General features: G+C 67.0%; 10 protein-coding genes. 3 read left to right on the top strand and 7 right to left on the bottom strand.

Annotated features, from left to right (window positions below):
• Positions 1 to 157: 157 nt before the first annotated feature.
• Together ACYX7E_RS04805 and ACYX7E_RS04800 are read right to left on the bottom strand one after the other, a co-directional pair.
• Positions 158 to 1,660: an amidase gene (locus ACYX7E_RS04805; RefSeq protein WP_462079422.1), complete on the bottom strand. Its 1,503-nt coding sequence runs from the start codon at positions 1,658 to 1,660 to the stop codon at positions 158 to 160.
• A complete protein-coding gene (locus ACYX7E_RS04800; protein ID WP_462079421.1) occupies positions 1,657 to 3,177 on the bottom strand; it encodes an ABC transporter substrate-binding protein in 1,521 nt (506 codons plus the stop codon). The genes ACYX7E_RS04805 and ACYX7E_RS04800 overlap by 4 nt, the downstream gene beginning before the upstream one ends.
• A 109-nt stretch (positions 3,178 to 3,286) precedes the next feature.
• Between ACYX7E_RS04800 and ACYX7E_RS04795 the strand changes: the two genes are divergently transcribed.
• Together ACYX7E_RS04795 and ACYX7E_RS04790 are read left to right on the top strand one after the other, a co-directional pair.
• The gene (locus ACYX7E_RS04795) at positions 3,287 to 3,658 is read left to right on the top strand and encodes a hypothetical protein (protein ID WP_462079420.1); all 372 of its coding nucleotides are present in this window, start codon (positions 3,287 to 3,289) and stop codon (positions 3,656 to 3,658) included.
• 226 nt (positions 3,659 to 3,884) lie between these two features.
• Positions 3,885 to 4,814, top strand: coding sequence for a hypothetical protein (locus ACYX7E_RS04790; protein ID WP_462079419.1), 930 nt, complete (start codon positions 3,885 to 3,887; stop codon positions 4,812 to 4,814).
• 149 nt (positions 4,815 to 4,963) lie between these two features.
• Here ACYX7E_RS04790 and lpdA read toward each other — a convergent pair whose 3' ends face one another.
• The 3 genes from lpdA to ACYX7E_RS04775 form a co-directional block, all read right to left on the bottom strand.
• Positions 4,964 to 6,814, bottom strand: coding sequence for a dihydrolipoyl dehydrogenase (lpdA, locus tag ACYX7E_RS04785; protein WP_462079418.1), 1,851 nt, complete (start codon positions 6,812 to 6,814; stop codon positions 4,964 to 4,966).
• A gap of 95 nt (positions 6,815 to 6,909) precedes the next feature.
• Positions 6,910 to 8,298, bottom strand: coding sequence for a dihydrolipoyllysine-residue acetyltransferase (gene aceF / locus ACYX7E_RS04780; RefSeq protein ID WP_462079417.1), 1,389 nt, complete (start codon positions 8,296 to 8,298; stop codon positions 6,910 to 6,912).
• A gap of 136 nt (positions 8,299 to 8,434) precedes the next feature.
• Entirely contained in the window at positions 8,435 to 9,262 is an 828-nt protein-coding gene (locus ACYX7E_RS04775) for a DUF2884 family protein (protein ID WP_462079416.1), read from the bottom strand.
• A gap of 598 nt (positions 9,263 to 9,860) precedes the next feature.
• Between ACYX7E_RS04775 and ACYX7E_RS04770 the strand changes: the two genes are divergently transcribed.
• Entirely contained in the window at positions 9,861 to 10,493 is a 633-nt protein-coding gene (locus ACYX7E_RS04770; protein ID WP_462079415.1) for an OmpW/AlkL family protein, read from the top strand.
• A 1,102-nt stretch (positions 10,494 to 11,595) separates the two neighbouring features.
• Here the strand turns inward: ACYX7E_RS04770 and ACYX7E_RS04765 are convergent.
• A complete protein-coding gene (locus ACYX7E_RS04765; protein WP_462079414.1) occupies positions 11,596 to 12,135 on the bottom strand; it encodes a DUF1453 domain-containing protein in 540 nt (179 codons plus the stop codon).
• A 99-nt stretch (positions 12,136 to 12,234) separates the two neighbouring features.
• Positions 12,235 to 13,161 carry a DMT family transporter gene (locus ACYX7E_RS04760; RefSeq protein ID WP_462079413.1) on the bottom strand — a complete coding sequence of 309 codons (927 nt, stop codon included), beginning with the start codon at positions 13,159 to 13,161 and terminating at the stop codon, positions 12,235 to 12,237.
• Positions 13,162 to 13,368: the final 207 nt, after the last annotated feature.

Raw genomic sequence — 13,368 nt, 5'->3', positions numbered from 1 at the left:
CGCCGGGATTGTCGCGATCGCTGTCACACCACCCTCCTGCTGCGCGGCCATTGCCGCCGGAACCTGCAACGCCAACCACAATAGGCCGGCCACTCTGATCACGCGATGCATCTGCCACCTCGACTCGACAAAAAAACCGTGGACCGCGCTGCGACGATCATGCGTAGCCCGGCGGCACGCGGAAGCCGCCGTTGCCGGCCTGCAGCAGCTGCGCAAAGCGCAACGGCGTACGGTCCTCGAGGAACGGACCGAAGACCTGGATGCCGAGCGGAAGGCCGCTGCCGTCCTGCGCGATCGGCACCACCGTGGCCGGCAACGCCGCCAGTGTCGGCAGGCCAACCCAGACGAACAGGTCCAGGTACGGGATCTCCACGCCATCGGCATGCACATGGCGCGCGTCGCGTGGCTGGCTGTGATCGTGCGCGAACGCTGGGCTGACACTGACCGGAGTCACCACGACATCGAAGGCCTCGAACAGGCGACGCCACTGCGCGCGCAACTGCATGCGCGCCTCGTTGGCGATCAGCCATTCGCGATGCCCCAGCAGCGATGCGCGGACGCGGATCGCCTGGAAGCTGTCGTCGGCAGGATCGAGGCCGGCGATCGCATGGCGCGCGTCTTCGAAGAACGACGACGGCCGCTTGCCCAGGCCGGCACCGACCAGCAGTTGCTGGTAGACCTTGTGCGACTGCACCAGGTCGGGCAGCAATGGCGAATGCCGGCTGACCTGCGTGCCGGCATCGGCGAGCCGTCCGGCCACGACATCGATGGCGTGTTGCGCCGATGCGCTGGGCTGCAGCAGCGGGTGCGCAGGCAACAGCAGCACGCGGAAGTCGGCCAGACGGGCATGGCGCGCAGGTGGCAGGCGCAGCGTCCAGGCCTCGCGCGTGCGCGGGTCGGCATTGACCAGCAGGTCCAGCGCCAACTCGAGATCGTGGGCATCGCGTGCCATCGGCCCGGCGCAGGCCAGGTCGGATTCGACCAGACGCCCCGGCGGAGCGCCGCTGCCGAGCAGCGGCACAATGCCGTAACTGGGCTTGTGCGCGCTGACGCCGCAGAAGTGCGCCGGGATACGCACCGATCCCCCGATGTCCGAGCCCAGCTCCAGCGCCACGTAACCGGCGGCCAACGCCGTCGCCGAACCGCCGGAGGAACCGCCCGGCGTGCGGGCCGGGTCCCAGGGATTGCGGGTCAGGCCATGCAGGTCGTTGAAGGTCTGGATGTCACCATTGGCCAGCGGCACGTTGGTCTTGCCGACGATGATCGCACCGGCTCGCTTCAGTGCGGATACGGCAGGCGCATCGCTGTCGGCACGCAGCGCCGCATGGCGTGCGTCGCCGGTGGTCGTCGGCAGGCCGGCGACATCGAACGATTCCTTGACCGTCACCGGCACGCCGAGCAGCGGCGCGCGTTCGCCGCGCGCCAGTGCTACATCGGCCGCGTGCGCGGCAGCGCGGGCACGGGCCTCGTCGCGGACGGCCAGCGCATTGAGCGTAGGCTCGAAGCGATCCATGCGCTGCAGCGCGGCCTCCAGCAGGGCCTGCGCCGAGACCTCGCCGTTCGCCAGTGCGGTCGCCTGCGCGGCGGCGCTGGCGTAGTGCCAGGGCTGCGTATCCGCGCCTGCAGTCGCACCCGCCCCCACGCGCTCCGCTGCGCTCACGGCGCGGCCCCGTGCTTGAAACTCAGGTCTTCGTAGGGCGTGGTGTAGGGGCTGCCGGGAATCGCGTTGACGCCATCGAAGTCCATGCGTGGACCGACGACGACGACCATCGCGTATTCCAGTACCGGGAAGAAATAGTGCCCCTGCTGCAGGCGCGCCTGGACCTCGTCGAGCAAGGCGCGGCGCTTGCCCTCGTCGGTTTCCAGCGACTGCTGGTCGATCAGGCGGTCCAGCTCCGGCTCATGCAGGTAGGACAACGAGCCGCCGCTGCGGACAAACTGTTCGAGCCGCGTGGAGGCATTGCCGGCGGCGCCCGACCCGGTCAACACCAGGCCGGTCAGCGATTTCTCGCCCATCCGCTTCAGGTGCGATGCACGCTCGCTGAGGCGCAGCGAGACCTTGATGCCGATCTCGGCGAGATAGCTCTGCACCATTTCGCTGAAGTCGCCATTCTCGGCGTGCAGTTGGCCGCCATCGAAGCCATCGGGATATCCCGCCTCGGCGAGCAGCGCGCGGGCGCGCGCCGGATCGTAGGGATAGGCCGTGGGCTCGCGGTAGTAGGGCATGTCGCGCGGGATGATGCTGCTCGATTCGTAGCCCAGGCCCAGGTACAGGGCCTCGTTGATGGTCTTGCGATCGACCGCCAGGTTGGCGGCCTCGCGCACGCGCGGATCGCGCCACGGCGATGCGGTGTCGTACAGGCTGGCGAAGACGATGAAGTTGGTGACCGGAATCTTGGCGGTCTTCAGCGTCAGGCCGGGCGTGCGCTGCGCTTCCTTGGCCAGCGCATCGTTGAGCCCGTAGGCGACATCGATCTCGCCACGCGTCACCGCCGCAAGCCGGGTCGCCGCATCCGGGATCACCTTTATGACGATGCGGGAGATGTTGGGGCGCTTGCGCCAATAATGCGGGGAGGCCTCGAACACGAACTCGACGCCGGGCTTGAACGACACCAGCCGATACGGCCCGGCACCGATCGGCGCGTCGCGGAAACCAACCTCACCGACCTGTTCGATGTAGCGCTTGGGCACCACCCAGCCGGCACCGGTCGCAGTGGTGCCGTAGAAGGTCATGAAATCCGGCCAGGCCTGGTGCAGGCGGAAGCGGACATGCCGCGCATCGACGATCTCGACGGCCGCGACCTTCTGCTTCAGCAGCTTGGCGCCGGCGCCCTGATAGCGCTCGAACGTGAACTTCACGTCCTCGCTGGTCAGCGGGTCGCCGTTCTGAAAATGCAGGTCGGGACGCAGGTGGAAATCGTAGGTCAGGCCGTCTTCGCTGCGCACCCAGCGTTCGGCGAGGCTGGGCGCCGACGCCTTGCCCGCGACCGGACGCACCAGTGCGTCGTGCTGGGCGTACTGCAGCAGCAGCGGAACCCCGGTGCCCGGCGTCAGTCCAGGATCGAAGAACTGGCTGGTCAGCGACGAGCCGAAGCCCACCACCAGGGTGTCGTCGGGGGCCGACGCAGGTGGCGCGCATCCCGCCAGCCCGAGCAGCAGGGCGGCAAGCAGCGCCAACGATCCCCGCAGGCGCCACCGGCGCCGCGAAGCGACGGCGCCCCGTGGGTGACGCGGAACCAGAGACCAATAAGAACGCATTCATTGCAACTTTTCATGCACAAATCGCATGATCGAGCAGGAGGTCGCCGCGCCCAAAATGACATTCGGTCATCAGGTGATGACCTGCATTCCGGTCGTCACTGCGCCGCCAGCCGCCGATGCCGACGCGGTCGGCCTGCATGCCCTGCGGACGGTGCGTGCGACATGCTGTCGGGCCGCGAGCAGCGCACGCCAGCACCGGCACAATGCAGACCAGGTGAACGCACGCCGGGACCCGCACGCAGCCCAAGGCCCGTGCCTGCAACGGCCTGCGTTTCATCGCGTCGTCACGCGCGCACCACCGATGCAGTGGCGCATCAACGCACTGACGCATCAACACACGAGCACTTCAACGCACTGGCGCATCAACACGCGGGCGCATCAACGCATGAATGCATAGGTGAATCCATGCACAGACGCATCATGCGCCTGGTCCGCCGAGTCGAGATGTCTGCAACACGCATCGCAGCATCGATGCGCATTCGCGCCGACATCGCGATCGCACGCTGGTGCATGCGCGTAGGTCCACGCAAGACAATGTGTGCCAGGTCAGCGCGCCTTCACCTCACGTCGAACCTCGATGCACCACCATGCGGTCCACTTGGTTCGATATGGCACTGACTTCGATGACCCCACACACGCGCTCTTCACGCACACTGCGCCTCGCGATCCTCGCCGCGCTTCCCGCAGCATTGCTGTTCACAACGACTTCCGCATCCGCGCAGACCCAGGATGATCGCTTCGTGCTGCGACTGAGCGCCTTCAATCCGGAAGCCTCGCTGCGCTTCTCCGGCGATGCGGCGCTGGTCGCAGGTGAGGACAGCGGCAACGCGACCTTCGCCGAAACCCTGTCTGCCGGCAGCGAATGGCGCCCGCGTGGCGCGATCGGCTTCCGCATCAGTGATCGCCAGGCGCTGGTTGGCAACTACTACGACTATCGCCGCGACGACTCGCGCAGCTATGGTGGCGGCATCCTGAATCCTGCCGATTACGGCCTGTCCGGCGATCCTGTCGACATCCCGGAAGTGAACCTCGACGGCCGCCTGAAATTCAGCCTGGCCAGCTTCAACTACGAATACAGCGTCGTGCGCACCGACCACTTCCAGTGGGGTCTCGGACTGGGCGTGACTTATGCCGAGCTCGATGCCGGCGTGGCCGGCAACACGCCGGGCACGCCCGATGTCGCGCCGGAGTCGGGCGAAGTGGCGTGGAAGCGCAGCGGCCTGTCGCCGGGCGTGCACACGCGCCTGGCGTGGACGCCGTCCGAGCGTTGGCATGTCGGCCTGGAAGGCCAGTACGTCGATACCAACTGGGGCAACTTCACCGATGAGCGCGGTCATTTCGAACGCGGCGGCGTCATCGTCGAGTACATGATCAGCGAGCGCCTCGGCGTGCATGTGGGCTACGACTGGTTCCGCCTGAAGCTGGCCGACGACTACCGCGGCTCGCTGGAAGCACCGGCCGAAAGCGGCGTAGGCACTGTCGAGTACAGCGGCAAGCTGACTGGCCAGTTGAAGACGCATGGCCCGATGGCCGGCTTGACGTTCAAGTTCTGATCACTGCAGGTCTGATCGCTGCAGGCGATCGACGCTGACACAACAACGGCTGCAGGCATTACGCCTGCAGCCGTTTGCGTGTTGCCTCGCCTTGTCCCGCTTTATGGCACCGGCAAGCCGGGCCCATGGACGCGAGCGGCTGAAGGTCCCTACTTCTTTTTCGGGATGTAGAGGTCGGTGATCGTGCCTTCGTAGACCTCGGCCGCCATCGCAACGGTCTCGCTGAGCGTTGGATGCGGATGGATGGTCGCGCCGATATCGCCCGCCTCGGCCCCCATCTCCACTGCCAGCGCGACTTCGGCGATCAGGTCGCCGGCATGCACGCCGGTGATGCCACCACCGATGATCCGGTGCGTGGCCTCGTCGAATACCAGCTTGGTGAACCCTTCGCCGCGACCGATGCCGACCGCGCGTGCGGATGCCGCCCATGGGAACTTGCCGATGCCGACCTTCAGGCCCTTGGCCTTGGCTTCGGTCTCGGTGACGCCGACCCAGGCGATTTCCGGATCGGTGTACGCGACCGACGGAATCACCCGCGCGACCCATTCCTTCTTTTCACCGGCCGCGACTTCGGCCGCCAGCTTGCCTTCGTGCGTGGCCTTGTGCGCCAGCATCGGCTGGCCGACGAGGTCGCCGATCGCGAAGATGTGCGGGACGTTGGTGCGCATCTGCGCATCGACCGGGATGAAGCCGCGATCGGTGACCTTGACGCCGGCCTTGTCGGCATCGAGCTTGCCGCCGTTGGGCGAACGCCCCACTGCGACCAGCACGCGATCCCAGGTGCCCGATTCCAGCGCCGGGGCCTGGCCCTCGGTCGCGCTCTCGAACGACACCGTGATGCCCTTCTTGCCCGCTTCGACCTTGGCGGCCTTGGCCTTCAGGTGGACCACGACGCCCTGCTTCTTCAGGCGGTCGGCCAGCGGCTTGACCAGGTCCTTGTCGGCGCCCGGCATCAGCTGGTCCATGAACTCGACCACGGTCACGTCGCTGCCCAGCGCGCGGTAGACCGTCGCCATCTCCAGGCCGATGATGCCGCCGCCGACGACCAGCAGCGTCTTGGGCACGTCGGCCAGCTGCAGCGCATCGGTGGAATCCATGATCCGTGCGTCGTCCCACGGAAAGTTGGGCAGCTTGACCGCCTGCGAGCCGGCCGCGATGACGCAGTGCTGGAAACGCAGCAACTGGGTCTTGCCATCCTCGCCGGTGATCTCGAGCTCGTTGGGCGATACGAATTTCGCCACGCCCTGCACGCTGCGCACCTTGCGCTGCTTGGCCATGCCGGCCAGGCCCTTGGTGAACTGGCCCACGACCTTGTCCTGCTTGAAGCCGCGCAGCTTGTCGAGGTCGATCTTGGGCTTGCCGAAGCTGATGCCGATGTCGTCGGAATGCGCGGCCTCGTCGATCAGGGCGGCGGCATGCAGCAGCGCCTTGGACGGGATGCAGCCGACATTGAGGCAGACGCCGCCGAGTGCGGCATAGCGCTCGACCAGCACCGTATCCAGGCCCAGGTCGGCGGCGCGGAACGCGGAGGTGTAACCGCCGGGACCGGAACCGATGACGACGAAGGCGCATTCGATGTCGGCCTTGCGGCCGGTGCCCGCGGCGGCCTTGACCGGCTCGGGCTCTGCGGGTGCGCGGTGCGACGGCGTGACCGGGGGCTTGCTGCCGGGAGCCTCGACCTTCGCGGCCGGCTTGTCGTCGGCCTTCGCCTCGTCGGCCGGCTTGCCTGCGGATGCCGCGGCAGGCGCGTCGCCAGCGGCGTCGGTTTCCAGTTCCAGCACCACGCTGCCTTCGGACAGGTGGTCGCCCACCTTGACCTTCAGCGTCTTGACCACGCCGGCATGCGAGGACGGAACTTCCATCGTCGCCTTGTCGGACTCCAGCGTCACCAGGCCCTGGTCCTTGACGACGGTGTCGCCGACCGCGACCAGCACTTCGATGACCGGGACATCATCGTAGCCGCCGATGTCGGGAACCTTCACTTCGATTGTGTTCGCCATTGCGGGCTTCATCCTTCGTAGGGCGGGCCTGGGCCCGCCGCATTTCCAATGTGGGACGTCGTCGGCCGGTCGCGACCAGGCCTACGCCAGCAGGCTTACAGCAGCACGCGCCGCATGTCGCCAAGCAGCTGCGCCAGATACGCAGTGAAGCGCGCCGCCGCGGCACCGTCGATGACACGATGGTCGTAGCTCAGCGACAGCGGCAGGGTCAGCCGTGGCACGAACTGCTTGCCATCCCAGACCGGCTTCATCGCCGACTTGGACACGCCCAGGATCGCGACTTCAGGCGCGTTGACGATCGGCGTGAACGCGGTGCCGCCGATGCCGCCGAGCGAGCTGATCGAGAAACAGCCGCCCTGCATCTCGGCCGGGCCGAGCTTGCCGTCGCGGGCCTTCTTGGCCAGCGCACCGGTTTCCTGCGCGATCTCGATGACGCCCTTCTTGTCGACGTCGCGCACGACCGGCACGACCAGGCCGTTGGGCGTGTCGGCGGCGAAGCCGACGTGGAAGTACTTCTTCAGCGTCAGCGTCTCACCGCTGGCATCGAGCGAGGCGTTGAAGTTGGGGAACTGCTTCAGCGCCGAGACCGACGCCTTCATCAGGAACGCGAGCATCGTCAGCTTGATGCCGACCTTCTCGTTCTCCTTGTTCAGCGCGACACGCAGCGCCTCCAGGTCGGTGATATCGGCATCGTCGTGCTGGGTGACGTGCGGGATCATCGCCCAGTTGCGCGCCAGGTTGGCGCCGGAGATCTTCTGGATCCGCGTCAGCGGCTTGTCCTCGACCTCGCCGAACTTGGAGAAGTCCACCTTCGGCCACGGCAGCAGGTTGAGCCCGTTGCCACCACCGGTGGACGTCGCCGGAGCGGCGGTCGCACCCGACAGCACGCCCTTGACGTACTGCTGCACGTCCTCGCGGGTGATGCGCCCGGCCGTCGCGCTACCCTTGACCTGGAACAGGTCGACGCCCAGCTCGCGGGCGAACACGCGCACCACCGGGCTGGCATACGGAACCTTGTCGGGCATCAGCGCTTCGGCCTCGAAGCGCAGCGGCGGCTGGCCCTGCGCGGCCGGCGCGGCCTCCGCCTTGGCGGGCTCGGCCTTCGGTGCTTCGGGCTCGGCCTTGGGGGCTTCAGCCTTCGGGGCCTCCGGCTTGGCCGGCTCCGCCTTCGCTTCCGGCTTGCTGTCGGCAGGCGCGCTGTCGGCGGGCTTGGCTTCGGCCTTGGGCGCGGCGTCCGCGGATTCGGCCGCTTCGATCACCGCGACCACGCTGCCTTCCGACAGTGCGTCGCCGAGCTGGACCTTGAGTTCCTTGATGACGCCCGCGAACGGCGACGGCACTTCCATCGTCGCCTTGTCCGACTCCAGCGTCACAAGTCCCTGGTCCTTGGCGACGGTATCGCCCACCGCGACCAGGACTTCGATCACGGGGACGTCGTCATAGCCGCCAATATCGGGAACACGTGCTTCCTTGAGGTCGGCCATGCGGCGCTCCATTGAATCCGGGGGGAGCGCTATTGTGTCCGGATGCGGGCGACACGCCAACCCGCAAAAAAAAGCCCTCCGCTCAGGAGGGCAACGGAGAGTCTGCAGGCCCGAAGGCCTGCGACCGGGGATGTCTTCATTTGTCCCGGGACATCGACGCCGGCTTGACCACCAGCAGGTCCAGCGGGCGTCCGTCGGGCAGCCGGTAGGCCAGCGCGTTGTCGTAGCCGTCCAGGGCTTCCATTTTCCGGCACAGCAGGTTCGCGTTGCGCTCCAGCGTCTTGGCCCGGGGCGCGATCAGTGCCTCGATCTGGGCGTCCAGGTTGTCCATACGCTGCAGTCTGCTGGCGTCGCCGCTGAACGCGGCGCTGACCGCGCCGCCGACGACATCGCCGATAACGGCGGGGATCACGTCGGCGACGGCATCGCCGATGCCCTTGCCAAGCTCGTCGCCGCTGAAATGGTTGGCGCTGATCGCGGTCGCCAGCCGGGCATCGACCTTGGCGCGCGCCTCGGCCATCTTGGCCCGGGTCTCGGCGGGATTGTTGCTGAGCCCGGCAGCGACCTCGCCGATCGCCGTGAATGCGATCTGCGCGGCATCGCGACCGATCTGCTGGGCCAACGGCATGGTCAGGCGCGCATCGCGCTCGTAGTCGCGCAGCAGCCGGCTGTCGGCGGCACTGACGGTGACCCACTGGCCATCGACGAACAGCCGGCCCTCGCGCATCAGCACGGTCTGCGGCGAGCCCGACTTGCGGGTGAACACCACGCTGCGCTCGGTCAGGTGGAAGTCGTAGTCGCTGCTGACATCGCACTCGGCATTGATGCTGACGCCCTTGCCGCCGTTGACCTGGACGTTACCGGCCATCAGCGAACCCGACAGCAACAGCGCCGCCAGTGGCGTCGCGCGGAGCAGCGTGCGACCCCAGGCAGCGCCCACAGAACCCGCATGTCCCTGTGCCACGGTGGTGATTGACCCGATGATGACTGCCACGATGAACGCCCCAGATGCCCCGATAGTGGCCTGCATGTTGCCGCAGACCGGCACGGCGCGCGTGTGCCGATGGAGGGCATGACGATCGTCATGGTGGAACTGCTGCCTTGCGACCGCTGCACCAGCGCTCAGGGAACGGCAGCGGCCCTCGATCATCTCCCCCTCCGATTACACCGCCACCTGCATCGACATAAGGAAGATCGTCGCGCAGTCGCGCGACAAGCCCGACCTCCGCGCGCAGGCCGATGCCTGCGTGCAGCAGGCATTCACTTTTCCGGTCCCGCGCGTGCAGGCACGAAGCCCCGGGTCGCCAAGCGACAAGAACCCTCAAGGAACAGCGTGGTGACGCGGTTTTGGGGCGCGACACTCCGCAAGAATCCGGAAGTGGATGCAGCAGCGGGAACGTCATTGCAGTGAATGCAACGTGAGGAATCCGCCTATACGTGCGGGTGCTCCCCACAAAAAGTTCCATCGTTCATGTCGCGCCACAAAGACCGTTCACTGAAGGATCGATAGGGTGTGCCCTGCCCACTCCGCGGGCCATACAAGAATCATCAGGAGAACCCCCATGAAGTCTTTTCGTACCTTGACCATCGCCGCTGCACTTTCGCTTGCCATCGCTCCCGCCGCATTCGCACAGGATGGCAATACCGATACCGCATCGGGCAAACGCTTCTCGGTCGTCGGCGGCGTCACGCTGCTGGAGCCGACCAACCATACCGAACGCAACCAGGGCATCGATGTCGATGGTGGGCCGGCGCCGACGGCGGCCGTGTCCTACCACTTCACCGACAACATCAGTGCCGAACTGTGGGGCGCGCTCGACAAGTTCGACCACCGCGTCAAGCAAGATGGCGCCAAGATTGGCACCGTCGAGCAGCAGCCGATCGCGCTGAGCGCGCAGTACCATTTCGGACAGGCTGACAACACCTTCCGCCCGTTCGTGGGCCTGGGTTACCACCAGTCCAACATCAGCAATGAAGACCTCAACCCGGGTGGCGAGCACGTCGGCCTGACCACGCCGAAGGGCGCAATCGGCACCGTCGGTGTCGACATGAACATCACCCCGACCTGGTTTGCCCGTGCCGACGCGCGTTACCTGCGCAGCCGTGCGGACATCCAGCAGGCCGGCAGCACGGTCCAGAGCGACCTGAAGCTGGATCCGTGGACCGTCGGCATCGGTATCGGCGCACGCTTCTGATCCCTCCCCAAGGCGTCACGCCACCAGAAACCCGCTTCGGCGGGTTTCTTTTTTTGATGCTGCTCCGCAGCAGCACGTCGGGCGTTCGCATGGCTGACTCACCGCAGCAACCCCCGTCCGAGGCGACGCACTGATGTCGGATGGATCTATGTCTTCGCCCCCAAGAGCACGCACCGAAGACAGGCTTTACCAACACCGTAATCCTGGCGATGCGGTTCCGGAGATAGCGAACCTGCTTCGGCTCTCGCTGTTTTCAGTGAATTACAAGCCAAACGCACCATCGACTTCGGAAGTAGCGTCACCCCGACCCGGGATTACTCCTCGGCTCGGTCAGCCATCCATGGCCTGCCCTCCGCAATCCCGAGTCGGGATGCCGCACTACGTCGGATAGTTCGATGTCTTGGGCCTCGCGAGACAAATAGCTTTCCAACACCGTAGCCCTGATGCGCGCGGCAGCGTCGGGGCGGGCGGAGGTCGCGCCGAGCACGCCATGGATGGCGTGCGCCCGAGTCAGGGCAGGACGCCCTGACCGAGGGAAGAGCGGCCTCTGCCCGTCCCGGCGATGCGGTCCCGGAGACAGCGAACCTGCTTTGGATCTCGCGCTCTCGTGAAGAAGCCAAACGCGTGACCGGCTTCGGAAGCAGCGTCACCCCCACCCGGGATTACTCCTCGGCTCGGTCAGCCATCCTTGGCTGACTCGCCGCCGCAGGCCATCCATGGCCTGCTTTCCGCAATCCCGGGTGGGGATGCCGCACGATGTCGGAGGATTTGCTGTCTTCGGCCTTCAGAGACAAGCGCCGTAGGACGGATCTCGACCCGCCACATGGATTCCAGAACGTCCCGCACCTCCGACAAAAACATGCCGGGTCGAGACCCGGCCTACCCGGGCTTGGATCAGATGCCCGCTGGTTTCGGAGGCCTCGTCGCAATCGGCGTAGGCAATGCCGAACATTCAATCGAGGATTTGGAACGTCCGGAGTACTGGCGCGGCGAGCCCCGCCCTACGGCAGCGCCGCCATCCTCACGCACGGCAGCGTCGGGGCGGATCAGGAGAAAGCAGCCCCTTTTGAATCTGTTGCTTTCCAGCGAGAGCAAGCCATCCTCAGCGCATCCAGCGGCCCAGTCGCCGGTGCAGCAACCACGCATACGCCGCGTGGTAGCCGAGCAGCAGGCCGGCCACCGCGAACAGGCTCGCATGCGCGCCCAGCCAGCCCCAGCTGGCCAGCACGTCCTGATGGCCGAGCATGCGCTGCCACGTCTGCGCGATCGCGACCACGATCCGGGCGATCACGACCGCCGTCAGCGCCAGCACCAACCAGCGGTTGGGGGTGTACCAGACCTGCCCCGGCTGGTGCTCGACGCGCGTCAGCCCCCAGCCCAGACCGCCGAGCAGCAAACCCGCCAGCAGGCCGGCACCTGCATGCACGAAGGCGTGCTCGACCAGCAGGCCCGTCAGCAGCATCGCGCCCAGGAACAGCAGCACCGAGGCTGGCAGCAGCAGCGCATTGATCTTCGATAGCAGACGGTGCGGACGCCGCCTGGACGTGCCGATCCGATAGCGGTTCCACAGCGCCAGCGGCCACAGCAGCACGGCGGCAGCCAGCAGCACCAGCAACAGCAGGGGAAGGATCAGCAGCGGCATCGCGACAGCATGCCGGTCAGCGTGTGCACGGCATGCGGATGGCATGTGGGTGCAAGGCCTGCCGCACAGCCAGGCATTGCCGGCGCCACGTAGCGCGGCTTACGGCGGCGGCGTGCCGTCATGGCGACGTACCCCGCCGTCGACCGCAACACCGGCCTCGGCCAGCACGCGCTCGCGGCGGATCATGTACAGGCCGCTGGCGACGATGATCGCCGCGCCCAGCCAGGTCATCGTGTCCGGCAGCACCTGCCAGACGAACAGGTCCAGCAACACCACCCAGAGCAGCGCGGTGTATTCCAGCGGCGCGACCTGGCTGGCCTCGCCCAGCCGGAACGCGTGCGTCAGACCGACCTGTCCGAGCGCACCGGTGACGCCGATCATGCCGAGCACCCACCAGTGCCCGCGCTGCACCGGCTGCCAGTCCTGCCACGCCAGCGCGCCGGCGAACACGGCCATCAGCACCAGGAACCAGAACACCAGGGATTCCGGGCTGTCGCGCTGCGCGAGCTTGCGCACCGTGATCGAGGCGATCGAGTAGCACAGCGCGCCCAGCACCACCGACAGCCCGGCCAGTGTTGCCACGCCTTCACCAGTCGGCCGCAGCACCACCAGCACGCCGACAATGCCGATCGCGATCGCGGTCCAGCGCCGTGGCCCGACCCTTTCGCCCAGCAGCGGTACCGCCAGTGCGGTGACCATCAGCGGCGACACGAACACGATCGTATAGGCGGTCGACAGCGGCATCCGCGCCAGCCCGTAGACGAAGCCGGCGATCATGCCCACGCCCAGCACGCCGCGCAGCAGGTGCAGCGGCCAGTGCACCCGCAGCAGCGTGCCCGCGCGACCGCGCAGGCCGATCCAGGCCAGGATCAGCGGCAGCGTGCACAGGCTGCGCAGGGTGGCGACCTGGAACGCCGAATAGTCGTTGGCGATCCACTTCATGCCCGCGTCCATGCCGGCGAATGCGAGCACGGCAAACAGCATCCAGGCGGCGGCAGCGCGGGCGTTGGTGCGGGGCGCGGACATCGGCGCGGACATCACGAAGGACTCTGGAACGGGTGAGCGGAGCATCCTCGCACGGCGCACCGCGCGGCGACAGTGCGCGCGCCGGGAACGGCAAAAATCCCTGCGCCAGCCGCGTCGACACGCAGGTCGTGCCGTGCGCAACCACGCGACGGTCCCCATGGCGGCGGCGCTGCGGTAACCTTTCCGCTTCCTTCCTGCCATCCGGGC

The organism is Luteimonas sp. RIT-PG2_3, from assembly GCF_054902115.1.
Note: the sequence above shows the minus strand (reverse complement) of the source record. Positions and strands in the feature narration are given on the sequence as shown.